Annotated in this window: 22 protein-coding genes; 10 read left to right on the forward strand and 12 right to left on the reverse strand. The window is 37.9% G+C overall.

All coding sequences use genetic code 11. The annotated features are described in order from the left end of the window. Positions 1 to 20 precede the first annotated feature (20 nt). Positions 21 to 1,100 carry a glycine cleavage system aminomethyltransferase GcvT gene (gcvT, locus tag CPT03_RS20520; protein WP_099440573.1) on the forward strand — a complete coding sequence of 360 codons (1,080 nt, stop codon included), beginning with the start codon at positions 21 to 23 and terminating at the stop codon, positions 1,098 to 1,100. Between the two features lie 16 nt (positions 1,101 to 1,116). After that, positions 1,117 to 1,845 (forward strand): 2-phosphosulfolactate phosphatase, encoded by a 729-nt coding sequence (locus CPT03_RS20525; RefSeq protein WP_099440574.1) that lies wholly within the window; start codon positions 1,117 to 1,119, stop codon positions 1,843 to 1,845. Here the strand turns inward: CPT03_RS20525 and CPT03_RS20530 are convergent. Both CPT03_RS20530 and gldB read right to left on the reverse strand, forming a co-directional pair. Then, the gene (locus tag CPT03_RS20530; protein WP_099440575.1) at positions 1,829 to 2,620 is read right to left on the reverse strand and encodes a patatin-like phospholipase family protein; all 792 of its coding nucleotides are present in this window, start codon (positions 2,618 to 2,620) and stop codon (positions 1,829 to 1,831) included. The genes CPT03_RS20525 and CPT03_RS20530 overlap by 17 nt on opposite strands. A gap of 6 nt (positions 2,621 to 2,626) precedes the next feature. Beyond that, positions 2,627 to 3,670 (reverse strand): gliding motility lipoprotein GldB, encoded by a 1,044-nt coding sequence (gene gldB / locus CPT03_RS20535; protein WP_099440576.1) that lies wholly within the window; start codon positions 3,668 to 3,670, stop codon positions 2,627 to 2,629. 62 nt (positions 3,671 to 3,732) lie between these two features. Here gldB and CPT03_RS20540 point away from each other — a divergent pair, with 62 nt between their 5' ends. Both CPT03_RS20540 and CPT03_RS20545 read left to right on the forward strand, forming a co-directional pair. After that, a complete protein-coding gene (locus CPT03_RS20540; RefSeq protein WP_099440577.1) occupies positions 3,733 to 4,395 on the forward strand; it encodes a porin family protein in 663 nt (220 codons plus the stop codon). 39 nt (positions 4,396 to 4,434) lie between these two features. Further along, positions 4,435 to 6,075 carry an NAD+ synthase gene (locus tag CPT03_RS20545; RefSeq protein ID WP_099440578.1) on the forward strand — a complete coding sequence of 547 codons (1,641 nt, stop codon included), beginning with the start codon at positions 4,435 to 4,437 and terminating at the stop codon, positions 6,073 to 6,075. Here CPT03_RS20545 and lnt read toward each other — a convergent pair whose 3' ends face one another. Genes lnt through rsmI form a run of 3 tightly spaced genes read right to left on the reverse strand, consistent with a single transcriptional unit; the run spans position 6,076 to position 9,103 of the window. Further along, a complete protein-coding gene (gene lnt / locus CPT03_RS20550; RefSeq protein ID WP_099440579.1) occupies positions 6,076 to 7,695 on the reverse strand; it encodes an apolipoprotein N-acyltransferase in 1,620 nt (539 codons plus the stop codon). Continuing rightward, on the reverse strand, positions 7,695 to 8,348 hold the full coding sequence (locus CPT03_RS20555; RefSeq protein ID WP_099440580.1) for a PH domain-containing protein: 654 nt from the start codon (positions 8,346 to 8,348) through the stop codon (positions 7,695 to 7,697). Before CPT03_RS20555 ends, lnt begins: the two co-directional genes overlap by 1 nt. 47 nt (positions 8,349 to 8,395) lie before the next feature. Then, positions 8,396 to 9,103 (reverse strand): 16S rRNA (cytidine(1402)-2'-O)-methyltransferase, encoded by a 708-nt coding sequence (gene rsmI, locus CPT03_RS20560; protein ID WP_099440581.1) that lies wholly within the window; start codon positions 9,101 to 9,103, stop codon positions 8,396 to 8,398. 139 nt (positions 9,104 to 9,242) lie between these two features. Between rsmI and serS the strand changes: the two genes are divergently transcribed. Beyond that, the gene (gene serS, locus CPT03_RS20565; protein WP_099440582.1) at positions 9,243 to 10,514 is read left to right on the forward strand and encodes a serine--tRNA ligase; all 1,272 of its coding nucleotides are present in this window, start codon (positions 9,243 to 9,245) and stop codon (positions 10,512 to 10,514) included. A 119-nt stretch (positions 10,515 to 10,633) separates the two neighbouring features. Here the strand turns inward: serS and CPT03_RS20570 are convergent, their stop codons facing one another. From CPT03_RS20570 to ileS, 5 genes are all read right to left on the reverse strand, one after another. Beyond that, positions 10,634 to 10,948, reverse strand: a complete 315-nt coding sequence (locus CPT03_RS20570; RefSeq protein ID WP_099440583.1) for a hypothetical protein — start codon at positions 10,946 to 10,948, stop codon at positions 10,634 to 10,636. Between the two features lie 111 nt (positions 10,949 to 11,059). Next, positions 11,060 to 11,764 (reverse strand): SIMPL domain-containing protein, encoded by a 705-nt coding sequence (locus tag CPT03_RS20575; protein WP_099440584.1) that lies wholly within the window; start codon positions 11,762 to 11,764, stop codon positions 11,060 to 11,062. An 86-nt stretch (positions 11,765 to 11,850) separates the two neighbouring features. Then, positions 11,851 to 12,453 carry a lipoprotein signal peptidase gene (locus tag CPT03_RS20580; RefSeq protein ID WP_099440585.1) on the reverse strand — a complete coding sequence of 201 codons (603 nt, stop codon included), beginning with the start codon at positions 12,451 to 12,453 and terminating at the stop codon, positions 11,851 to 11,853. Next, positions 12,453 to 12,836, reverse strand: a complete 384-nt coding sequence (locus CPT03_RS20585) for a TraR/DksA family transcriptional regulator (protein ID WP_099440586.1) — start codon at positions 12,834 to 12,836, stop codon at positions 12,453 to 12,455. Before CPT03_RS20585 ends, CPT03_RS20580 begins: the two co-directional genes overlap by 1 nt. A gap of 5 nt (positions 12,837 to 12,841) precedes the next feature. Further along, entirely contained in the window at positions 12,842 to 16,234 is a 3,393-nt protein-coding gene (ileS, locus tag CPT03_RS20590) for an isoleucine--tRNA ligase (protein WP_099440587.1), read from the reverse strand. A 148-nt stretch (positions 16,235 to 16,382) separates the two neighbouring features. Between ileS and CPT03_RS20595 the strand changes: the two genes are divergently transcribed. The 3 genes from CPT03_RS20595 to CPT03_RS20605 all read left to right on the forward strand — a co-directional run bounded on the left by CPT03_RS20595 (position 16,383) and on the right by CPT03_RS20605 (position 20,103). After that, positions 16,383 to 16,934 (forward strand): GNAT family N-acetyltransferase, encoded by a 552-nt coding sequence (locus tag CPT03_RS20595; protein ID WP_099440588.1) that lies wholly within the window; start codon positions 16,383 to 16,385, stop codon positions 16,932 to 16,934. Positions 16,935 to 17,052: 118 nt separating this feature from the next. Next, complete coding sequence (locus CPT03_RS20600; protein ID WP_099440589.1) at positions 17,053 to 19,428, forward strand: ABC transporter permease; 2,376 nt, start codon at positions 17,053 to 17,055, stop codon at positions 19,426 to 19,428. A gap of 96 nt (positions 19,429 to 19,524) precedes the next feature. Next, a complete protein-coding gene (locus CPT03_RS20605) occupies positions 19,525 to 20,103 on the forward strand; it encodes an RNA polymerase sigma-70 factor (RefSeq protein WP_099440590.1) in 579 nt (192 codons plus the stop codon). On the opposite strand, the gene CPT03_RS20610 is transcribed toward CPT03_RS20605, so the two are convergent. Together CPT03_RS20610 and CPT03_RS20615 are read right to left on the reverse strand one after the other, a co-directional pair. After that, positions 20,104 to 21,327: a sterol desaturase family protein gene (locus tag CPT03_RS20610; protein ID WP_216641572.1), complete on the reverse strand. Its 1,224-nt coding sequence runs from the start codon at positions 21,325 to 21,327 to the stop codon at positions 20,104 to 20,106. Between the two features lie 243 nt (positions 21,328 to 21,570). Continuing rightward, the gene (locus tag CPT03_RS20615) at positions 21,571 to 22,140 is read right to left on the reverse strand and encodes a dihydrofolate reductase family protein (RefSeq protein ID WP_099440592.1); all 570 of its coding nucleotides are present in this window, start codon (positions 22,138 to 22,140) and stop codon (positions 21,571 to 21,573) included. A 237-nt stretch (positions 22,141 to 22,377) separates the two neighbouring features. Between CPT03_RS20615 and CPT03_RS20620 the strand changes: the two genes are divergently transcribed. Together CPT03_RS20620 and CPT03_RS20625 are read left to right on the forward strand one after the other, a co-directional pair. Then, a complete protein-coding gene (locus CPT03_RS20620; protein ID WP_099440593.1) occupies positions 22,378 to 23,688 on the forward strand; it encodes an ATP-binding protein in 1,311 nt (436 codons plus the stop codon). 57 nt (positions 23,689 to 23,745) lie between these two features. After that, on the forward strand, positions 23,746 to 24,051 hold the full coding sequence (locus tag CPT03_RS20625) for a DUF1016 N-terminal domain-containing protein (protein WP_216641573.1): 306 nt from the start codon (positions 23,746 to 23,748) through the stop codon (positions 24,049 to 24,051). Positions 24,052 to 24,055 lie beyond the last annotated feature (4 nt).

The following is a 24,055-nucleotide window of genomic DNA, read 5'->3' on the forward strand; positions in this document are numbered from 1 at the left end:
CGTTTTTACAGATATATAATATGAAGAATACCGCATTAACAGATAAACACATCTCTTTAGGGGCTAAAATGGTGCCATTTGCAGGTTACAATATGCCAGTTCAATACGAAGGTATAAATGCAGAACATGCCATAGTTAGAAACGGCGTTGGTGTTTTTGATGTTAGCCATATGGGCGAATTTATTTTAAAGGGCGAAAATGCGCTTGATCTGATTCAACGTGTTACCAGCAATGATGCTTCAAAACTTTATGATGGCAAGGTGCAATATTCTTGCCTTCCAAATGAAGAAGGTGGGATTGTAGATGATTTATTGGTTTATCGCATAGACGAAAAAACCTATATGCTGGTAGTTAATGCTTCTAACATCGATAAAGACTGGAACTGGATTCAGAAATTTAACAGTAAAGGTGTAGAAATGCATAACATTTCTGATAAAACATCTTTACTTGCCATACAAGGCCCTAAAGCGGCTGAAGCACTACAAAGCCTAACAGAGGTTGATCTTGCTTCTATGGAGTATTACAACTTTGTGAAAGGTACATTTGCAGGAGTAGATAATGTTGTGATATCAGCAACTGGATATACCGGTGCAGGTGGTTTCGAGATCTACTTTGATAACGAACATGCCAACAAGATTTGGGATGCCATTTTTGAAGCTGGCCTACCATTCAATATGAAACCGATAGGTTTAGGTGCCCGTGATACTTTACGCTTAGAAATGGGCTTCTGCTTATATGGAAATGATATTGACGATAATACTTCTCCAATTGAAGCAGGATTAGGCTGGATCACAAAATTCACTAAGAAATTCACTAATTCTGATTCTTTGCAAGCTCAAAAAGAAGCAGGAATTACACGTAAACTAATAGGATTTGAAATGATTGACAGAGGGATTCCCCGTCATGATTATGAAATAGTTGATGCTGAAGGAAATGTAATTGGTAAAGTTACCTCCGGTACTCAATCTCCATCTTTACAAAAAGCAATAGGAATGGGGTATATTTTAAAAGGTATGGATAAAGAAGGAACCGAGATTTTCATCAATATCCGTAATAATAAAATTAAAGCCAGGGTTGTTAAATTCCCTTTTTATAAATAAAAGTCATACCCTGTCAATGCAAAAGAGTATAGAAGTCTGTCTAACGCCCGCATTATTAGATCTGTATGCTATTGAAGATAGCATTGTTGTAGTTATTGATGTACTCAGAGCTACATCGTCTATAGTTTATGGAATAGATAATGGCGCAGCTGCAATTATACCGGTAGCAAACGTAGAGGATTGTCTTGACTATTCTGATAAAGGATATTTACTGGCAGCCGAACGTGACGGGCAAGTGGTAGAGGAGTACGATTTCGGAAACTCTCCATTCTCTTATACACAAGAAAAGGTTGGCGGTAGAACTGTGGTACTTACAACTACAAACGGAACAAAGGCGCTTCATATGGCAAGAAAAAGAGCACATCAGGTAGTGATGGGCTCTTTTTTAAACTTACATGCCTTATGCAACTGGCTTAAAACCCAGGATAAAAGTGTTTTATTGCTTTGTGCCGGATGGAAAGATAAATTCAATCTCGAAGATACACTCTTCGCAGGAGCCGTAGTTGCTGAATTACGTAAGGATTTTACTCATTTCGACGATTCTTCAGTAGCAGCAGAAGACCTGTATGCCTTAGCTAAGAATGACTTGAGGACCTATCTTCATAAATCTTCACACAGTCATAGACTCGCCGAATTAAACATCGAAGAAGACGTTAAATTCTGTTTACAGCTAAACCTTTGTCAGGCAATTCCGGTTCTGGAAGGTGATGCCTTGGTTTCTTTGAAAGTTACTCAATCACTTTAACAGGAACCTTTAGCAGATTTTTAAGGCTTTCATTGCTTTTAATGGTTTTCAATGTTTCTTCATAAGCAAGCCAATAGATAGTTTCGGCTTTTTTCATATCAAAAGTACTGATTTCACCCATTCCTTTGGGTTCAATCAACACATTGCAGAAGGCTGCCTTTTCCTCCATGTCTTTATTTACCGACATAAGTCCGGCTCTTCCCATAAGTGCTGTAATGTTGGTCATTTTTTCTACAGGCTTTAAGTGGTTGCAGGACGATCCGATAATGAAGTCGCAGTTGTTTAATAAAGGCTCTACCGGAAAGTTATTTAAAATGCCTCCATCAACATACATTTCATTATCAATCATAATTGGCCTAAATATTCCAGGAATACAGCTCGATGCCTGTATGCTCCTAATTAAAGGACCTTTGCTAAAGTATACCAGTTCACCTTTGCTGAAATTAGTTGTGGCAATGGTAAGGGGAATCTTTAAACTTTCTATTCTATCGTCAGGAAAATACTCTTTAAATAAACTTAAGGTGTTTTCAATATTGATTAAACCCAGAGAGCCTACCGCCGGGCGAAGGAATTTTAGCAGCTTGGTTTTTATAAAAATATTTAAAGCATCTTCAGGATCCATGCCCGAAGCAAATAATGCCCCGGCAATTGAACCTGCACTGGTTCCGCTAATGTGACTAAACTTAATACCGGCATTTCCAAATGCTTTTAAAACACCCAGGTGTGCAATTCCCCTGATTCCGCCACCAGACAATACAATTCCAATTTTAGTCATTTAGCATTATTTAGGTTTGTACTTTGATAAATTTAATATTTTTTGAGCGTCCTGTTCAGCCATTAATTGCTGTAAAGTAATTTCTTTATTTTCCTGCATGTACTTTCTAACAATTTGCCATCCTGTCCAGATACCTAGTTTAGGGGCAGATTCATTTTTTTCACCCAAACCTGGAGTAAAAGGCCCTTCAGCTAAAAAGACCTGTATCTTTTGGTAATCGGTTTCAAATAACAAATTATTCTGAAGGTAATAAGCCCAAATGTCACTTTCAAACGTTTTGCACCAATCTAAGTGTTTTTGAGTATATCCTATTTTTACAGAGTCAGGAACAATATCAGCAAGTACCTCATCCATAAAATATAAAATTTTCCCGTTATAAACCATTTTTGAGAGTAAGGTTCTGTCTTCATCCCGTTCATGAAACAATTCTTCGCGTGCATAAGTTTCAGCTATCCTTGGAACGATGTATTCAGGAGTAAAACGCCGGGAAAGGTAAGTTGGTACACTTTGCACAATAGCTTTATAAAACTTACTGTCTTTTCCCATAAACATATCCAGTCCAATACCCATATAATTATCTCCAATTGGCGTTTGAACAGCAAAGCCAGAAACAAAAGATATAAACCTGGGAACTTTTGCCTTGGGGTAATAATGAAGGATATACTTAAAGCTTTCAGATAAGTCCTTTTCTATCGGTGTTATATCCTTAAATACATTGTCAACCTCTTTGTTTAGGTCTGTGTAAGCAGAATCTTTGTATAAAGTGGTTAGGATCTGCTCATTTGTATAGTCAAAATTACCAACCATCCGATGTACATAATCATCATAAAATACGTCGTATTTTTTTGTCAGGAATTCATTAGTCTTATCCAAGCTGTTAGCTTTTCCGGTATACAAATCCTTGTCAAACCGAGCAATTTTTACATCTAAATGTATCTCACTAACATCAGGTTTAGTACTTTGGGTGCACGAAACCAGCAGCAAAGAAAAAAAAGCGGGCACAAATAGAAAAAATAGATAGCTTTGATGAAATTTTACGTTATATATCATTGTAAACAAATATAAAGTAAGTTTATTCAAGCTTCATAGGCATTAAAGGAAAATATATTTATATGAAACACACACTTATCGGGATACTATTATTATTTGTAACAGGAAGTGTTTTTGCACAAGATTCTTCATCTCCATATTATGGTTTTAGACTAGGGTTAACAGCTCATCCGACAATAGGTTGGGTAAAGCCTCAGGTGGGCAAAAGTAATGGGGTTTCACTTGGATTTTCATATGGCTTAATGGGCGATTTTAATTTCGCTGAGAATTATAGTTTCGCAACAGGACTTACCATTACTACAATTAACGGTAAAAGTACACAGATAATTACGCAGGAAACCAATCCTCCCACCCAAACACCTTACGAACTTAAATATAAGCTTCAATATATTGAAGTGCCTCTTACAGTAAAGCTAAAAACTGTAAGGATTAACGATGTCCGTTGGTATGGTCAGTTTGGTTTATCAAACGATTTTAATATTGGAGCCAAACAAGATGCTGATGCCGGAGGGAAATCAAGCTCTCGTGACGAAAATATTTCGAAATCTATTAAATTATATCGTGCCGGATTAATATTAGGCGCAGGCGCCGAGTTTGACCTTAGCGGAAATGCAAGTATTGCAGCGGGGTTAACATATAACAATGGCTTTACAAATATTACTACTAATAAAAGCAATAATATTCGTAACCATTATCTGGGTATTAATTTTGGCGTTTTCTTTTAATAAACTTACTTATCAGCATTTTTTACAATTATAAGCAACATGAATATAGCACTGGCGCAGCTCAACTACCACATTGGCAATTTCGAATACAACACCCAGAAAATAATTGACAACATTAAGTTGGCAAAAGATAAAGGAGCTGATCTGGTTGTATTTGCTGAGCTCGCTATTTGTGGTTATCCGCCACGCGATTTTTTAGAGTTTGATGAATTTATTGGTTTATGCGAAACAGCTGCTCAGGAAATTGCCACTCATTGTAATGGTATCGCCTGTATAGTGGGCTTGCCTGTTAAAAATGAGGTGCTTGCCGGTAAAGATTTGTATAATGCAGCATATTTTATAGAGGAAGGAAAAGTAAAAGCTATTACAAAAAAAGCACTTCTGCCAAATTATGATGTATTTGATGAATATCGGTATTTTGAACCTGCAACTCAGTTTCAATGTATAGAGTTTAAAGGGCGCAAGATTGCGTTAACCATTTGCGAAGATCTATGGAACATTAACAATAATCCGTTATATGTTTCCAATCCAATGGACGAATTGATTAAACAAGGGCCTGATCTTATGATCAATATTGCCGCGTCTCCATTTTCATATTGCCATGATGATGAGAGGGTGGTGGTTCTTGCAGATAATGCTAAAAAGTATAAACTTCCTTTATTATATGTGAATCAGGTTGGGGCACAAACCGAAATTGTATTCGATGGTGGTTCCCTTGCATTTGATAAAGAAGGCAATCTCCTTGATGAGATGGCATATTTTAAAGAAGAGTTAAAAGTCTATGAGGTTGAAGGTGATGTAATTAAAGGATATACGCATAAAACTCACAGAACCATTACAGACATAGAGCAGATTTATGAAGCCCTGGTATTAGGTATTAAGGATTATTTTGTAAAGTCAGGCTTTAAAAAAGCAGTATTGGGCCTTTCAGGTGGTATAGATTCTGCAGTGGTATGTGCACTGGCTTGCCGTGCACTAGGTTCAGAGAACGTAATGGCAGTGTTAATGCCTTCTAAATACTCATCTGATCATTCTATTCAAGATGCGCTTGATCTTGTCAAAAATATTGGTTGTGAGCACGAAATTATTCCTATTAAAGAAGCAGCTGATGCATTCGATAGTATGATGGCTCCAGCATTTAAAGGGCTGCCGTTTAATCTTACAGAAGAGAATATTCAGGCAAGATGCAGGGGGATAATTGTGATGGCCATGTCTAATAAATTTGGCTATATTCTATTAAATACTTCAAATAAAAGCGAATGTGCTGTAGGTTATGGAACGCTGTATGGCGATATGTGTGGTGCAATTGGAGTAATAGGTGATGTTTATAAAACCCAGGTATACCAACTGGCAAACTATATTAATAAAGACGGGATAGTTATACCCGAAAATTCAATTGTTAAACCACCATCGGCAGAACTCAGACCAGGGCAAAAGGATTCGGATTCATTACCAGATTACGACATCCTTGATAAGATCCTGTTTCAATACATTGAACTTAAACAAAGCTCATCGGCTATTATCGCACAAGGTTATGACGAGGCATTGGTAAGAAGGATCATTAAAATGGTAAATACTGCGGAGTTTAAGCGTTATCAAACACCGCCGATATTAAGAGTTTCACCTAAAGCATTTGGCATGGGCCGCAGAATGCCAATAGTTGGTAAGTACCTTTCTTAGCTACTTTTTAACCCACTTTCTGTAAGGAATAATTAATGCCATCAGTATAGCTAATACCGAAAGGATTTTAGGAATGTAATCACCACTTCTTGTGTAAAAAGTCAGATCGTCATTTAAATTAATGTCGGCCTTAATAGCAGTTCTGGTCCACCATTTAGTCTGTTTTATAATGTCGCCCTTCTGATTAATAAAACAAGAAATCCCAGTATTTGCTGATCTTACCACATATCTACGGGTTTCTATGGCCCTTAACGCGGCATATAGCATATGCTGATCTTTTCCTGAGGTGTTTCCCCACCAGCCATCATTGGTTACAATAGCAATAAACTGAGCCCCATTCTTAACGGCCTCAGCCACCCAGCCTCCCCAAATAGATTCATAGCAAATTACGGGTACAGCGCCAACTCCACCATATGAATAAAATACCTGAGGGTCTTTTTGCCAGCCATACCCGCCTACTGTTCCTCCAAAACCTTCAAAAACGGGTGCTAATACCGACAAAGCAGATGGAAAAGGCATCTTTTCTACACCGGGCACTAATTTAGATTTGTGGTAGAACTGTACATTGGCAGAGTTCTCTATCTGTAAAGCCGCATTAAAGCCATCTATATAAGTGCTATTATCATACTTTTGGGCAGATTGAGTCTGCTTATTGTTATAGAATTTAAAACTTTCTATCCCACTTATTATAGTGCCATTTTTGTATTTTTCAAGGAAACGCTGAGCATTTATAAATTCAGAATTGCTGCGGATCCTGTCTTCATCAGAACGTTCTGAAATTGCTGTTTCAGGCCAGATAAAATATTCTGTATTAGGCTGAGCAATGGAGTCAGACAAATGGGTAAGGATGTTAAGCTGTTCATTTGAAGAGATCCCATTGAACTTCTGATATGGATCTATATTTGGCTGTACGGCTACAACATTAACCGGGACTTCTTTTTCCTCATATTTGTAATATAAGCTTAAAGATAACGCAACAGGCGCTGCAATAATCACAATCCACAGAAGCGAAAATTTGAACCTCGCAAAGCCAGTGGCAGCCCCGGGTTTAAGGGCTTTAAAAGCTTCAAAAGCAATAATGTTACTTAGTAATATCCATAAAGAACCGCCATAAACACCAGTATACTCGTACCATTGGGCCAGTTGGTGCATCCCTGATAATCCATTTCCTAAATTCATCCATGGAAAGGCCAAATCCCAGCTTTGGTGCAAAAACTCCATTGCAATGTAAAAACATATTAACCCTAAATAAGAAACATACTTATTTACCAGGCTGCCAAGCCTGTAATATAACCAAAAGGCAAAAGTCATTAGTAGTGCCCCTAAGCCAAAAGGAATAAGCGATACAAAAAACGATACCACCGGCCCATTTACAGCACTTATAGCATTGTATACCCAATAAATACAGGCCGTGTTCCAAACCAAAAAGGTTAATCCGGCGGTAAGGAAAACATGCTTCCCCTTTTTAAGATTATTACTTTGAATAATCCCTTCTAAGGCAATAAATAATGGAACCAGGCCAATTAATAGTAAAGGAGTGGTAAACTTAATAGGTGGCCATGCCAGCCACATTAAAAACGCACTTAGTAAAGCAAGGAGAGCAGTGTTTTTGAATTTCATTATAAGCTATCTAAAATATCGGCTTTTTTAGCTTCATATTCTTCCTGTGTAATCAGGTGTTTGTCATACAGGCTTTTTAATTTTCTTAGCTTTAATGTAGTCTCATCTTCAGGTTCTTCAGCTTGTATAATAGGTGCAGCAAGTGGCTGAGAAAAGAACGCTTGTGGCTCTTCTTCCACGGGTTCTGGTGTAGGTAATGTGTTTACGGTTACCGGTGATGTTGATGACCTTCTTTCCTCCAGGTCAAGTTGCCTTTGCTGCTCTTTAAAGCTTTCCAGCTGCTCATAAGCTGCCTGATAAAGTTTACGCGCCTGTACCTTTGGGATATATTCTGTAATAATGTTTTCACCGTGTAAAGGCACACAGATAAATTTAGAGCCAAACAATTCTTCTTTAAATGAAACCTCTTTAATACTCTTCCACGAAATGTCTTTAAAGTTCATGGTGATCCCGAAATTACCAGGCTCACAATAGAAGATACGCTTATTGCTTACCGCAATACAATCAGGTAAAAGATTTACAGCAGGCTTTTTTTGCACAGCCATATAAATCAGTTCCTCGTTACTTGTTAGCATATCATTCAGTTTGCCCAGAACTTTTTCTACAGCTTTAGGATCCTGCTCGTCACTTAAAAATCTATCTATTAATATCATGTTATTTCTTTATAATAATTTCAGTAGTTAGTTATCAAAAATTGAACCTAATTATCGCGGTCGTATTTGGCTTTCTTTTTTACTTCCTCTGCTCCTGCAATACAAATTACGAATTCTCCTTTTAATATATTGTTTTCAAAATGTGATTTAATTTCGGCCAAAGTGCCTCTCACAGTTTCTTCGTATAGTTTTGTTAATTCACGGCTTACCGATGCCTGGCGGTCTGCACCCAAATATTGTCCAAATTCTTCTAGTGTTTTAAGTAGTCTATGTGGGCTTTCGTATAATACTATTGTTCTTTCCTCTTCAGCCAGCTTTTTAAATCTTGTCTGTCGCCCTTTTTTTACGGGTAAAAATCCTTCAAACACAAATGAGTCCGAGGGGAGCCCCGAATTTACCAGGGCGGGTACAAAGGCAGTTGCTCCGGGCAGGCACTCAACCGGTAAATCATTTTTAATGGCCTCTCTAACCAGAAAAAAACCAGGATCAGATATAGCAGGGGTTCCGGCATCCGATATCAATGCAACCATTTTACCTTCTTTCAAAAACTTAATGATTTCTGAAGTAGCCTGATGTTCATTGTGCTGGTGATGCGAATATGCCTTTTTATCAATTCCAAAATGTTTTAACATCGGGGCACTGGTGCGGGTGTCTTCTGCAAGAATCACATCAGCCTCTTTTAAAATTCTAATTGCCCTGAAGGTCATATCTTCCAGGTTACCAATTGGTGTAGGAACAAGAAAAAGTTTACCCATTTGTATTTGCCGTTTACGATTTAAGAAATTGGATTGGTCACGCGAAGTTTCAAATTTATGAATTAAGGCTCGCCTAAAAATCGTAATTCGTCAATCTAAATTCGTAAATCAATCTTATCTTTGTTTAAAAAATAAAATAATGCTGCAAGTTAACTATATCCGCGAAAATAGAGAGAAAGTTTTAGAAGGACTAAGCGTACGTAATTTTAAGCACCCAGAACTGGTTGATGAAATTATTAAAATTGACGAAGAACGAAGACAAGTTCAAACCTCGTTGGATAACCTTTCCGCAATAGCCAATGCAGCTGCAAAACAAATTGGCGAGCTAATGCGTAACGGGAAGAAAGAAGAAGCAGAAGTGCTAAAGGCAGAAACCACCTCAAATAAAGAGGAACATAAAAACCTTTCAGATCAGCTAACAGAAATAGAGGATACATTATACCGTTTAATAGTACAACTGCCAAACCTGCCGTATCATCTGGTAAAACCAGGAAGTGTGGCTGAAGACAATGAAATTGTTTATGAGCATGGCAACCCTGCTGATCTGCCAAAAGGTGCATTGCCTCACTGGGAGCTTACAGCTAAATACGATATCATAGATTTTGAGTTGGGTACAAAAATAACCGGTGCGGGTTTTCCTGTATATAAAGGAAAAGGTGCACGTTTGCAAAGGGCCCTTATTAATTTCTTTTTAGATCATGCTATTGCAAAGGGTTATAGAGAAATGCAGGTGCCACATTTAATAAATGAAGCATCTGGTTTTGGTACCGGACAACTACCTGATAAAGAAGGGCAGATGTATCATGCAGGAGTAGATAATCTATATCTTATTCCAACAGCCGAAGTACCGGTTACCAATCTTTACCGAGATGTAATTTTAAAGGAAGAGGATCTCCCTATAAAGAACACGGCATATACTCCATGCTTTCGCAGGGAAGCAGGATCATATGGTGCACATGTACGCGGTTTAAACCGCTTGCACCAGTTTGATAAAGTAGAAGTTGTACAGATTACACATCCTGATAAATCTTACGAAACATTAGAAGAAATGAGCACTTATGTTCAGTCTCTTTTACAGGAATTAGGATTACACTATCGTGTTTTACGCTTATGTGGCGGAGATATGGGCTTTACTTCTGCTATGACTTACGACATGGAAGTATGGAGTGCTGCACAGGAGCGCTGGCTGGAGGTTTCTTCTGTGTCTAATTTTGAAACTTTTCAAAGTAACAGACTTAAGTTAAGATTTAAAGGTGCTTCAGGTAAAACACAGCTTGCACATACACTAAACGGAAGTGCCCTGGCATTACCTCGTATAGTTGCGGCTATTCTTGAGAATAATCAAACCGATAAAGGAATTAAAATTCCAGAGGTCCTGGTAAAATATACTGGTTTCGAATATATCGATTAATGACTATTTTGTTTAATCGGTCGTCATCCTGAATTTATTTCAGGATGACGACCGCACAAATAAAAAAAGCTTCCTGATCAGGGAAGCTTTTTTTATAGGTAAAATGTAAATAGGGTGTTTTACAAAATCAGAATTAATAATAAGATGATGATGATAATTGCACCAACAGAAAGGTAGATGCCACCACCTAACGCATTTGCTTGTTTTTTCAATCCTCTCAATTCTTTACGTAACTCTTTTTTCTCAGTTTTTGTTAATTGAGATTTGTCCATTGCACGGATCTCCTGAACACGGTCAGTGATCTGCTTTAGCTGAATTTGCTGCTCGGCAGTCATCTCAGTTTTAATCTTGTCCGTTTTTCCTGCCGCCGAAACTGTGTTTGCGCTGATTGCCAATGTGAAAACTAGCACTAAAGAGTAAATTAATCTTTTCATACGATTTGAATTTTTTTGATAGTGTATAAACAGCAAAAAACCTACCAAAAGTTATTGATAGGTTTTTTAAAGGTATTTTGTTAAAACTGTATACTCAAGTAGTCACTGCTACTATTTAATTTCGAATACGGTATTCATTATATAGTTCAGTTTTATTTTTTTGAAATCAATCTCTGGTGCTGCGGCTCCGGCCATATCAGCACTTTCAGCTTTCATCATCATCACATTGCGGTACATTGGCTGTGGATATTGTTCATTGTTCACTTCCTGAATGTCAATTACGCTACCTAATTTATCGCCAAGGGCTTCTACCAGGTAAGATGCTTTTTCTTTAGCAGCTTGCAGTGCTTTAATTTTCAGCTCTTTTTTAAGTGTTTCAATTTTTGAATAATCGTAGCTGTCAATATTGGTGTAAGCAATCCCTTTAGGATCTATAGAACCAATAATATCATTCCATTTGTTCAGATCAGAAACTTTTAAGCGATACTGTTTGCTAGCCAGATAGTCAGGGTTTTTCTTTTTCTCGGTAACAATTGCATAGCTTGATAAGTTGTTAATCGTTAAGTTGCCTTTATCAAGACCAGCTTTTTGAACTGCATCATACAACTGATTTTCCAAGGTAGTGATCTCTACTTTTTTCTTACTGTTGTTGTCCTTTAAATATTCTTTTAAGGAAATGCTGATGTAAATAATGTCAGGAGTAACCTCAGTTTCGGCTGAACCGCTAACGCTAATCTTTTTTCTTAAATCTACTTGTTGAGCCATAGCACTTATACTTAATAAGGAAACAAAGGCAAGGGTTAATAACTTTTTCATAATGATAAATGTTTTTCTTTTGTGTATTTAATAGTTAGATGAAATTACCATACTAATTCCACAAATTATTATCAAAAAATATAAAATTATTCTTCAACTATCTCATTATTAGGACCAATTTCTTCTTTAAATTCTTCCTTAAAATAAGTTTTTTGAAACAGTAGTATAATAATTACACCAACAGAGATGGCCGCATCTGCGATATTAAATACAGGTCTGAAAAAGATAAAATCTTCTCCTCCCCATATAGGAAACCACGACGGAAAATGACCTTCCCAGATAGGGAAATAGAACATGTCTACTACTCTTCCATGAAACCATCCTGCGTAACCATATATTACTCCATACAATACAGAGTCAATAATGTTGCCCAGTGCGCCTGCAAATATTAGAGCTACGTTCAAAATAAGGCCACGGTGATATTTTTTCTGGATCAGATAATGTAATCCGTAGCCAATACCAGCAACAGCTGCTATTCTGAATAATGATAAGGCAAGCTTACCAAATTCACCACCAAATTCAAGTCCAAAAGCCATCCCGTTATTTTCCGTGAAATGGATAATAAACCAATTGCCAATGATTTTGAATTCCTGACCCATAAACATATTGGTCTTTATCCAGGTTTTTAAAACCTGATCGGCAAGTAAAACCAGGAAAATTATTAATAAAGGTTTTGTATAGCCTTTCATTACGACTGCTTCAGTTTAGCTTCCATACTTAAAGTTGCGTGTGGTACAGCGCGTAAACGTTCTTTTTGAATCAGTTTACCTGTTTCCCTGCAAATACCATAAGTTTTATTCTCAATACGTACTAATGCAGCCTCTAAATTCTCAATGAATTTTTTCTGACGGGCAGCCAGTTGGTTTAATTGTTCTTTTTCAAGAGTTGCAGAACCATCTTCAAGTGTTTTGTAAGTACCAGAAGTATCTTCTGTTCCATTAGAATTAGGATTGCTTAGAGAGTTCGTTAAATCAAGAAACTCTTCTCTGGCCATACGTAATTTTTCCTGAATCAAATCTTTAAATTCTTGAAGTTCACTGTCAGAGTACCTTGTTTTTGTAGCTTTTTCCATAATAATTATTGTTTGGCAATCGAAATTTGTAATTCAACATCATCGATTACTATTTTGTTTCCGTTATCTAGACTTTCTGTTAATTTAAGCTCATCTGCTAAAATTTCCGAGCAAATGTATATTTTATTTTGAGCTACAGCTGCAGCTACTAAATTATGGTTTTGTAAAGTCACAGTAATTCTATCTGTAACTTCGAAATTAAGTTCTTTCCTTAAGTTCTGAATTCTGTTAATTAGTTCACGCGACAATCCTTCCTGTTTCAATTCCTCGGTTATTGTAACATCAAGAGCCACAGTTAAGTTGCCCATGTTGGTTACCTGCCATCCCGGTATATCCTCAGCAATGATCTCTACGTCGCTCAACTCGATAACATAATTAGTGCCAGTAATTTGATATTTCCCTTCATTTTCAAACTGACTCAATTGTTTCTGTGTTAAGTTGTTCACCACTTCAGCAACCATTTTCATGTCTTTACCAACTTTAGGGCCTAATGCTTTAAAGTTAGGTTTGATCTTTTTGGTAATGAAACCGGCAGTGTCGGTAATATACTCAATATCCTTAATATTCGTTTCCGATAGGATTAATTCTTTAACCAAATCAACACGTCCGGCAAATTTGTTATCAAGAACAGGAATCAGGATTTTAGCCAAAGGCTGACGAACATTGATGCCTGTTTTTTTACGCAGCGACAATACCATTGATGATATGTCTTGTGCCAGATGCATACGCTCATTAAGTTCCGTGTCAATTAAACTCTGGTCAGCTTCCTTAAGTAAGGCAAGGTGAACAGATTGAACATCATTAGCCGCATCTCCGGCAGTTAAATTCTGGAATAACCAATCTGCAAAGAAAGGCGCTATAGGCGACATTAGTTGTGAGATACTGGTCAGGCAGGCATATAAAGTTTCATAAGCTGCTTTCTTATCGGCTGTCATCTCGCCCTTCCAGAAACGGCGGCGTGATAAACGAATATACCAGTTACTCAGGTGCTCGTCTACAAACGACTGAATTGCCCTTGCCGCTTTTGTTGGTTCGTAAGCAGCATAACTTTCGTCTACCTCCGCAATAAGCGTTTGCAAAAGCGATAATATCCATCTGTCAAGCTCACTGCGTTCAGCAACCGGAGTCAGGTTATCCTGGTCTATTTCAAACTTGTCAATATTCGCATACAATGCAAAGAAAGCGTAGGTATTGTAAAGTGTTCCAAAGAATTTACGGCGTACCTCTGCAATTCCTTCAATATCAAATTTCAGGTTATCCCAAGGGTTTGCGTTCGATATCATGTACCAGCGCGTAGCATCCGGTCCGTACTCTTCCAGTGTCTTAAACGGATCAGCCGCGTTGCCTAAGCGTTTCGACATTTTTTGCCCGTTTTTATCGAGTACCAATCCATTCGAAACCACGTTTTTATACGCAATTTTATCAAAAACCAATGCCCCTATGGCGTGCAAGGTATAGAACCATCCGCGGGTCTGGTCAACACCTTCAGCTATAAAATCGGCCGGGAAATCCTGTTGCTCATCAATTTTGTCCTTATTTTCAAAAGGATAATGCCACTGTGCATAAGGCATAGCCCCTGAGTCAAACCAAACGTCGATAAGATCACTTTCACGGCTCATAGGTTTCCCTGAAGGCGAAACCAATATAATGTCGTCTACCACATTCTTGTGCAGGTCTACCAGGTCATAATTTGCTTCCGACATATTGCCGATCTCAAACCCTTTAAAAGGATTCGCCGTCATAAAGCCGGTGGCTATCGACTGCTCTATGGCATTGTATAACTCTTCAACTGAGCCAATTATTATTTCTTCTCTTTTGTCTTCCGTTCTCCAGATCGGTAATGGAATTCCCCAATATCTCGAGCGCGAAAGATTCCAGTCGTTTGCATTTTTCAGCCAGTTTCCAAAACGTCCTTCACCTGTCGATTTTGGTTTCCAGTTGATGGTCTCATTCAGGTCAAACATCCTGTCTTTGATGTCAGTTACCTTGATGAACCATGAGTCCAGCGGATAATACAACAGTGGCTCGTCAGTTCTCCAGCTGTGCGGGTAACTGTGAACGTATTTCTCTACTTTAAATGCTTTATTTTCTTCTTTTAAACGAATAGCAATCTCAACATCTACAGATTTCTCCGGAGCTTCACCTTCCTCATAGTATTCATTTTTCACATACTTTCCGGCAAGGTCGCCCAGTTGAGCCGTAAATCTTCCCTGCAAATCTACCAATGGAACCGGCGAACCATTTTCGTCCAGCACCAGCATAGGCGGTACCTCAGGTACTGCTTCCTTAGCTACTTTAGCATCATCAGCACCAAAGGTCGGTGCCGTATGTACTATACCTGTTCCATCCTCTGTAGTTACAAAATCTCCCGAGATCACACGGAAAGCATTTTCAGGATTCTGATATGGTAAAGCATAAGGCAAAAGCTGCTCATATTTAATGCCTACAAGATCAGCCCCTTTACATTCTGCTAAAATCTGATAAGGGATTTTTTTGTCGCCTTCTTTAAAATTACTGAAATCCTCGGCAGCAGTACTTTCAAAGTAAGTTTTGTTAAACTGTTTTCCTACCAGATTCTTGGCTAAGATTACATTTATAGGAAGATAGGTATACTGATTAAACGTTTTTACCAGTACATAATCTATTTTTGGCCCCACAGTCAAGGCTGTGTTTGATGGCAAAGTCCATGGTGTGGTTGTCCAGGCCATTAAATGTATCTCTCCAAATTCTTTCAGGAAAGCAGGTAATGTATCAGGCAGGGTTTTAAACTGGGCTACAATTGTAGTGTCGGTTACATCGCGATAAGCTCCCGGCTGATTTACCTCATGTGAGCTTAATCCTGTTCCTGCTTTTGGGGAGTAAGGCTGGATGGTATAGCCTTTATACAACAAACCTTTATCGTAGATCTGTTTCAAAAGCCACCAAACCGACTCCATGTATTTCGATTTGTAGGTAATATAAGGGTCATCCATATCTACCCAATAGCCCATTTTTTCAGTAAGGTCGTTCCACACATCTGTGTAGCGCATTACTGTCCTTTTGCAGGCTTCATTGTAAGCTTCAATTGAAATGGTCTTGCCTATATCTTCTTTGGTAATACCAAGTTCCTTTTCAGTTCCCAGTTCTACCGGAAGTCCGTGGGTATCCCATCCTGCTTTTCTTTTTACCTGAAATCCTTTAATGGTTTTATAACGGCAGAAAATATCTTTAATAGCACGGGCCATTACGTGGTGAATACCAGGCATTCCGTTTGCCGAAGGCGGGCCTTCGTAAAAAGTAAATGGATTTGATTTTGATCTCGTCGAAATGCTTTTTTCAAAGATGTTCTCCGCTTTCCAAAAATCAAGTATCTCTTTTGCTATTTTCGCTAGTTCTAACTGTTTAAATTCCCTATACATCAATCAAGTATCTCAAAAAATTAAGGATGCAAAGTTAAGTTATTAGAATGAGAAATTGAAGAGCACATAGCTCTTTTAATTATTATTCAATTAAAATAAAATTGCATTTTCGCAGTTATTAAAAGTAACCGAACATCCCTATTTATCTATGAAAAACCCTGATTTTTCTACTTTTCCCATAATAAAAACCCCCCGTTTAATACTCAGAGAATTATCTGCGCAGGATGCCCTGCCAATTCATGCATTGCGATCTGATCCGAAAATTGCAACTCTAACCGGCAGAGTGCCATCAACTGGTATAGAAGATGCCATGGCCCATATTTATAAGATTAGAAAGCTTATCGAAAGCAATGCTTCTGCTTACTGGGCAATTTCCTTACCTGATAATCCCTCTTTAATCGGAACCATCTGTCTCTGGAATCTTGATATAGAAAATGAAGTTGCCGAAATTGGCTATGAACTGCTTACCGAATTCCAGGGAAAAGGATTTATGAGAGAGGCAGTTAACGCGGTTACTAAATATGCATTTGAAGAAATGGAGGTAAAAACCATTACAGCTTTTCCCGCAGCAAATAATATCCCTTCTGTAAAAGTGTTAAAGATGACTGGTTTTAAAAGAGACAGCAAATCCTATCAAAATGTTCATGAGGATAGTGTAGATGATGTAATTACATTTTCGTTATCAGTGCCTGTACACTAATGTACAGGTATTGTTCGATAATGAACATCTTTAAAATCTTAATGTGTTGATAATTAGATGTGTGTCGCGTTTTCTTGAAATGGCATATCTTTGGTACAAGGGATGAAAAATGCGGCATATGTTTTTAATCAACTTTAAAATAGCTTTAAGAAGCCTTTGGAAAAACAAAGGTTTTTCTCTGATCAATATAGGCGGACTGGCCATTGGTTTGACCTGTTGTTTAATGTTATTAATTTACGTGAATTACGAATGGAGCTACGATAAACAATTTAAAGATATTGATCGTATTTACGCCACCAAACTTACCCTGAATGTAAATGGCAAACTTTTAACAACGGATGCTACTCCAAATAAACTTGCCGATGCCGCCTTACTTACCGTACCTACGATGGAAGCAGCGAGCAGAATTGCGATGGGCGATGCAACTAAATTATTTGGTACGGCCAACAATAATTTTAAGCTAACTACCTTAAATGTTGACCCGTCTTATTTAAAGATATTTGATTACAAATTTATTCAGGGAAGCCCAGAAACGGCATTAAGCGAGCCAAATTCAGTTTTACTTACTGCATCGGCAGCTAAGAAATTATTTGGCAGTGTGAATGTTTTAGGCAGTAGTGTAAAATGGGACAACAAGAAGATTCTGAAAGTATCTGCTATTGTAGAAGATCTGCCAAAGAATACGACCCATCAGTTCGAAGCACTGCAGCCCTGGTCTTTTTTTGAAAGCGAGAATCCAGGAGAAAAGGATAACGGCTGGGGAGCTATTACTTGTTTTACGTTATTCAAGTTAAAAGATAAAGCTAGTTTTGAAGCCACAGATGCCGCTATACGGCAATTGATTAAGAAAAATGATAAGAAGAGTAACCTTCAGGCTTTTCTTTTTCCCTTTGGCAAGTACCATCTTTATAATCATTTTGAAAATGGTAAATCGGCCGGCGGAAGGATTGATCAGGTTAGGTTATTTATTTTTTTGGCATTCTGTGTTTTGTTAATTGCCTGCATTAATTACATGAACCTGTCTACAGCCAGATCAGAGAAGCGTGCAAGGGAAGTGGGGGTTCGCAAAGCCCTGGGTGCTTCTAGAAAAACACTGATCGGCCAATTTGTTTTAGAATCACTCGTGCTTTCATTTATTGCGATTCTGATTGCTTTTGTATTGTTAGAAGTCGTTTTGCCTTATTTTAATAACTTACTGGATATTTCTATCCACATTAATTACAATTCAGTTCAGACATGGATTACGTTGCTCTCGCTAATCTTATTTACAGGTGTGCTTGCAGGCTGCTATCCCGCATTTTATTTATCTTCCTTTACTCCTGTAAAAGTGTTAAAGGGCTTTACAGGAATAGGCAAGTCCTCATTGCCAATGCGTAAAATCCTTGTTGTAGTGCAGTTTACTATTTCCATTTGTATGATCGTTTGTGCAATTGTGATCTATAGTCAGCTTCAATTAATGAAGAATAAGCCTCTTGGATTTAATGAAAATAACCTTGTAGAATTAGATTTGGAGGGTGAATGGCTAAAGCCGCAGAAATTAGAAATTTTTAAAACAGAACTTAAAAGTGCGGGAGTGATTGCTTCAGCAACGGAATTTGCAAGTTCATTTACTAAGGGAGGTACAATAACCGGTGATATTACTTGGCCTGGTAAAGCAGCAAATGATAATTCTATTATAGATTATCGAAGTACAGGCTTTGATTTTGTTAAAACAATAGGTACATCTTTAGTAGAGGGAAGAGATTTCTCTCGTGAATTTGTTGCCGACACCGCAACATCTGTACTTGTAAATGAGGCTATGGTAAAAACAATGGGGCTCAAAAAACCTGTTGGAACCACAATCAATTGGGGAGACAATCAGCCTCTTCAAATAATTGGTGTAGTAAAAGACTATACAAATGAACATCTTGGTGCAAAGGCGAAACCTACACTATTTTATTGTAACATATCTCAAAGCAGAGTATTATTGCTTCGTCTTAACCCCGATCAGCCTTTGAGTAAATCAATTCAGACTATTAAAGATGTTAGCCTGCAACTTAATCCCTCTTATCCGCCAAACATTCAGTTCATTAGTCAAGGTATGCAGGAGATGATGAAAACGGAGCGTTTGCTAAGTGTGCTGTCGAATCTGTTTGGCTGCTTTGCTATTTTTATCTCTTGTTTAGGTCTGCTGGGTCTTGCTTTATACATTGCAGAGCAGCGAAGCAAAGAGATCAGCATACGGAAAGTTCTTGGTGCCGATTTGAAAAGTATTCTTGTTCTGCTAAACAAGGATTTTATAAAGCTGGTTATTCTATCTAATATGATTGCTATTCCTGCTGCTTATATCATTGCGGTAAGGTGGTTGCAGAAGTATGATTATAAAGTTCCAATGACTGCCTGGCCGTTTTTAATTGCCTTATTTTTATCGGTATTCATCGCCATAATTACAGTAAGCTTTCAAACGGTTAAGGTTGCAAAGGCAAATGCGGTTGATGCGTTAAAGTATGAGTAGTGGTAATGATACTCCCTCCTACACAATAATTTTTGATTGAATTTGTTAACATTTCGTTAATATTTATATGGCTTTACAGTAAGGGACTTATTATTAATGGTTGTTTACAGTAATCTATCGGATCAGGAATTGGCTGGCCTTTTGAGAAGTCAAAGTGACCAGCGGGCATTCAGCGAACTTTATGTAAGGTATAAAGGCGTGCTGCATGGCTATGCGTATAAGAAGCTGGGCAACCTTGAAGAAGCGCGTGATCTTATTCAGGAATTGTTTAGCGCCCTTTGGAACAAGCGGGATACCCTGCCCGACACCCATAACCTATCAGGATATTTATATACCACTTTAAGAAACCGCATTCTTGATTTTGTGGCGCACAGGCAGGTAGAGCATAAATACCTCAAATCTTTACAGGACTTTATTACAGAGGCAAATTTCATTACCGACAGGCAGGTTAGGGAAAGAGAACTTACCCGGCTTATTGAAGATGCAGTGAACGAGCTGCCACCAAAAATGCGAGAAGTATTTTTAATGAGCAGAAATACAGGCAAAAGCCATAAGGAGATAGCAGAAGAACTGAATATCTCCGAATCTACAGTAAAAAATCATGTTAAAGGAGCGCTTAAAGTACTTAAAACAAAATTGGGCTTGTTTGCATATATCTTGTTTTTGCTGAAGTAGCTAAACTTTATCGTATCTAAGTACATAATGGCGGTATAAATGGCTAATGTGGAACAATTGTTCGGCAATAAACAACAGCACAACTAAAGGTAACAACAGCTCCATATGGTCGGCCTTCCAAAAAATATAAGTAAATACCGTCAGCAGCCGTGTATATTCAAGATTGTAAATCCATTTGCGCTGCTCCATTAATGCGCCGCAATTGATCAGCGTAAGCAAAACAAAGCCAACAATAAATAGCTTGTCAGTAGCCTCAAAGAAAGGATATAAACCGGTAATTAGCGTCAACAGAATTACGCTAACAATTATTTGGATGTTCAGATAGCCTCTGAATTTGAAGCGGTAGGATGAAGATACCTTGTGCTGCAAGTATTTCTTTTCCAGCATAGGCCTTATTTCCTGATCCAGCCTTGATGGGTGACCAAACACAATTTTCAATTTCCGGTTTATGCCCGTCACTTTTTTACAAGCAGCTAAAATTTCAAGGTAATAATGAAAATGCTGCCATAAAAAGCTGTAACTTTTTACCGGGTGCGTAAGCCCATACCTTGGCTGTTCTTCTTCTTTCTGGAATGTTCCAAAAATTTTGTCCCAAAACACAAATACATCCCCATAATTTTTATCAAGGTATTTTTGATCACTGGCATGATGAACGCCATGTATAGAAGGTGTAACCAAAATATATTCAAGCCAGCCTAAATTTTTAATCAGCTGAGTGTGGGTAAAGAAGGAGTAGGCCCCATGTACAATCAGGATAGTGATTACCATAGCAGGATGAAATCCGAGCAGGGGTATTACACACCAAAAGAGATTTCTGATCAATGCCTGAAAAACGGTGATCCTGGCAGATACGGTAAAGTTAAATTCTTCACTCTGATGATGCACAATATGGGCAGCCCAAAGGATGTTTACCTCGTGCCCCAGCCTATGATACCAGTACCAAATCAGATCTGTAACCAGGATCAGTAATAGCCAAACCCACCAGGTGTTAGGTATGCTGAAAAGTGCATAGTTGGTGTAAATAAAAAAGAACAGGCTATAAAAACTTGCCGATATAAACAGGTTCAGAAGCCTTTCGGCAATGCCTATACTGAGGTTAGAAATAGAACTTTCATATTTAAACAGATGTGTTTTTTTTAGCTTTAAAGCCAAACCATATTCTAAAAACAGAAACACAAAAAAAGCCGGAATAGCGAAGGCTAAATAGTTAAAATGACTCATCATAATTAATTCCTCTAAGTCAAATATAAATAAATACTACTAATTTAGTAGTATTTATTTTGAACTGTGCTTATTCAGGGTTTATACATTGCCAAATTGCATGTGTATTGTTTGGCCATTGTATAACGATTGTTTAAACATTGTATAAGCCCTTATAAGTATCTGGTATTTAGCGTGTTAAAAAAGTGCGATTTTAGCGGATTTTTGGGGCTGGAAAAGCCTCTGTTATGCAGATAAAAAGAAAAATTATTTTTTCAGCGGGCCAATGTGTTTATAAGTGTTAATGAACAAGCCGGTAGGCGTGGTTTTTGAGTCAACAAGAGCAAGTTCCCGGGCATTAATACTGTCCGATAATAAGCGTTTACCCTGGCCAAGTAAAACCGGATAGGTAATAAGGATAACCTCGTCAGCCAGTCCCTGGTCAAGCAATACAGACGTTAATGTTGAGCTCCCCACAACAATCAGGTCAGGGCCATCAGTTGACTTTAGGTTCCTGATCGCTTCTACAGCGTCTTCATCCAAATTATTTACCGGCCCCCATTTCAAACTATCGGGTCTGTGGGTTGCAATATATTTCGTTGCAGCGTTTATAGCATTTGCCATTGGAAAATCTCCAGCGTTAGGCCAAAAGCCACTAAATATATCATAGGTGCGGCGGGCAAGCAGGAGGTCAAAATTGGGGCCGTATGCTTCAAAGAGTGCTGCTGCGCCGGCAGGACTGCGGTAAGGTGTTGTCCATGCACCGTAAGTGTAGTCTCCGTCGTGTTCTATCACACCGTCAAGTGAGATATGTTCGAAAATTCTGATCTTTCTCATTTTGGTTTCTATTAATTTAATTGTTAACCAAATTTAAAGAGGGCGGAGGTAATTATGTGAGGTGCAATCGTGACAATAAAAGGGTGTTTTGTGAATTTACATCTTTTAGTGGGTGTTCTTTGCATTTGGGACTGGAATAAATACTGTGTGACGGAATAAATTCAATAATCGGCTTTATCAAAAAGATGATTATTGAATTTATGTCTTCGTAGTAAAGATATATTTTTATATTTGTGTATGATGAAGGAAATAATAAAGGAGATTTTGATCCAAAATCAGGATATGAATCTTTCCAGAGGCCTAAGATCACGAAATACGGGAATATCTTTGGATCTGGAAAAGATACAAGCTATCATTGGCCCCAGGCGTGTAGGTAAAACATCAGCAATGCAATTAGCCATTGAGGAATTGAAGACAACCCGAGGAATATCTCCCACTCAAATTATCTATTTCAATTTCGAGGATGAACGTATACAATTTGAACCTCATCAGCTAGATCTGATCTTGCAGGCATGGCAGGAACTAAATCCGGAAAATAAATTGGAAAATGCCTGGTTCTTTTTCGATGAAGTACAGGCTGCGCCCGGTTGGGAGCATTTTTTAAACCGAATAAATGAAACATGGTCCAAAAAAATATTCTTTACAGGTAGCAACAGTTCTGTACTTCATACCGAACTAAAATCTGTATTGAGGGGACGAAGCATAGCCATCGAATTATTACCGCTTTCTTTTAAGGAATATTGTGAATTCAGCAATTTTAAACCTACAGCATACGGTCCGGGTAAAAGCCAAACCATAGCATTATTTCATAAATATTTAATTCATGGAGGGTATCCGGAAACAATTAACCTTCCTTCTACTCAAATTGGGTTGTCTTATTTGCAGGAGTATTATAACGCGATGTTGCTTCGCGACATTGTAGAATACAACAAGTTAAGTAATTATAGCTATTTAAGAAGCCTGTATAGGCAGGCCGCGTCTACTATAGGTAAAACAATTAGTAACCGACGATTATATAATCAGCTCAAATCACAACAATACAGCGTTGGGATAAATAGTATCTATGAAGCGATGGACATGGCAGAACAGGCCTACCTCTTTAAAAGAATTAGTCGTTTTAACTATTCAGATAGCAAGCGCGAGAAATCAGATAAAAAGATCTATTGGCTTGATAATGGCTTGTTAAATGCCAACACCGCTCAGTATACAGGTAACAATGGTTTGTTATTAGAGAATCTCGTATATAAAGAGCTTTATCTGAAATTTGGCAATATTTATACTCAAAATATTTATTACTACTCTGAACCGGCGGGTGAATGTGATTTTGTAATCTATCCTGAAGGTGGAATTGCTATGCCGGTACAGGTGAGTTGGACACTCTCTAATCCAGACACGAGGAGCAGGGAAATGAAAGGATTACTTAAAGCTGCTGCTTATTGCAAGGTTAACGAAGCCTGGATTATTACACTTGATGAGGAAGAAGAATTGACCATTGATGGCGTGCATATCAAAATTATGCCAGCCTGGAAATGGATGACAAAAGAATAGTGACCTACTTTTATATCGTTTAATGGCCCGTTGTTAAATCCTGTAAGACTTTTATATTTGGGATATCCAATAAGTGAGAAGCTTTCTCACTTATTGAGCGGGTCTCATTATGTTGGACTGCTTAAAATTGATGATAAGCTCGAACGTAGCTTCTACCAGCAGCAATCAATTATCGAGAAGTGGTCAATACCAGAGCTCAAACGCCAGAAAAAATCCTCTTTATACCTTAGATTGGCTGTATTCAAAGATAAGGATCAGATTTTAAAACTCGCAAAGCAGGGTCAAAGGGTTGATAACCCAATAGATATATGCCATCAAAAGATGTTATCTACTCAATTTACAATTTTTTTGTTTATTGACTAGCCCT

Source organism: Pedobacter ginsengisoli, from assembly GCF_002736205.1.
Lineage (GTDB): Bacteria > Bacteroidota > Bacteroidia > Sphingobacteriales > Sphingobacteriaceae > Pedobacter > Pedobacter ginsengisoli_A.

Bases quoted from the DNA above. Each gene is read 5' to 3' on its own strand.
- gcvT (WP_099440573.1), top strand. From the start codon at position 21: ATGAAGAATACCGCATTAACAGATAAACACATCTCTTTAGGGGCTAAA.
- CPT03_RS20525 (WP_099440574.1), top strand. From the start codon at position 1,117: ATGCAAAAGAGTATAGAAGTCTGTCTAACGCCCGCATTATTAGATCTG.
- CPT03_RS20530 (WP_099440575.1), bottom strand. From the start codon at position 2,620: ATGACTAAAATTGGAATTGTATTGTCTGGTGGCGGAATCAGGGGAATT.
- gldB (WP_099440576.1), bottom strand. From the start codon at position 3,670: ATGATATATAACGTAAAATTTCATCAAAGCTATCTATTTTTTCTATTT.
- CPT03_RS20540 (WP_099440577.1), top strand. From the start codon at position 3,733: ATGAAACACACACTTATCGGGATACTATTATTATTTGTAACAGGAAGT.
- CPT03_RS20545 (WP_099440578.1), top strand. From the start codon at position 4,435: ATGAATATAGCACTGGCGCAGCTCAACTACCACATTGGCAATTTCGAA.
- lnt (WP_099440579.1), bottom strand. From the start codon at position 7,695: ATGAAATTCAAAAACACTGCTCTCCTTGCTTTACTAAGTGCGTTTTTA.
- CPT03_RS20555 (WP_099440580.1), bottom strand. From the start codon at position 8,348: ATGATATTAATAGATAGATTTTTAAGTGACGAGCAGGATCCTAAAGCT.
- rsmI (WP_099440581.1), bottom strand. From the start codon at position 9,103: ATGGGTAAACTTTTTCTTGTTCCTACACCAATTGGTAACCTGGAAGAT.
- serS (WP_099440582.1), top strand. From the start codon at position 9,243: ATGCTGCAAGTTAACTATATCCGCGAAAATAGAGAGAAAGTTTTAGAA.
- CPT03_RS20570 (WP_099440583.1), bottom strand. From the start codon at position 10,948: ATGAAAAGATTAATTTACTCTTTAGTGCTAGTTTTCACATTGGCAATC.
- CPT03_RS20575 (WP_099440584.1), bottom strand. From the start codon at position 11,764: ATGAAAAAGTTATTAACCCTTGCCTTTGTTTCCTTATTAAGTATAAGT.
- CPT03_RS20580 (WP_099440585.1), bottom strand. From the start codon at position 12,453: ATGAAAGGCTATACAAAACCTTTATTAATAATTTTCCTGGTTTTACTT.
- CPT03_RS20585 (WP_099440586.1), bottom strand. From the start codon at position 12,836: ATGGAAAAAGCTACAAAAACAAGGTACTCTGACAGTGAACTTCAAGAA.
- ileS (WP_099440587.1), bottom strand. From the start codon at position 16,234: ATGTATAGGGAATTTAAACAGTTAGAACTAGCGAAAATAGCAAAAGAG.
- CPT03_RS20595 (WP_099440588.1), top strand. From the start codon at position 16,383: ATGAAAAACCCTGATTTTTCTACTTTTCCCATAATAAAAACCCCCCGT.
- CPT03_RS20600 (WP_099440589.1), top strand. From the start codon at position 17,053: ATGTTTTTAATCAACTTTAAAATAGCTTTAAGAAGCCTTTGGAAAAAC.
- CPT03_RS20605 (WP_099440590.1), top strand. From the start codon at position 19,525: ATGGTTGTTTACAGTAATCTATCGGATCAGGAATTGGCTGGCCTTTTG.
- CPT03_RS20610 (WP_216641572.1), bottom strand. From the start codon at position 21,327: ATGATGAGTCATTTTAACTATTTAGCCTTCGCTATTCCGGCTTTTTTT.
- CPT03_RS20615 (WP_099440592.1), bottom strand. From the start codon at position 22,140: ATGAGAAAGATCAGAATTTTCGAACATATCTCACTTGACGGTGTGATA.
- CPT03_RS20620 (WP_099440593.1), top strand. From the start codon at position 22,378: ATGATGAAGGAAATAATAAAGGAGATTTTGATCCAAAATCAGGATATG.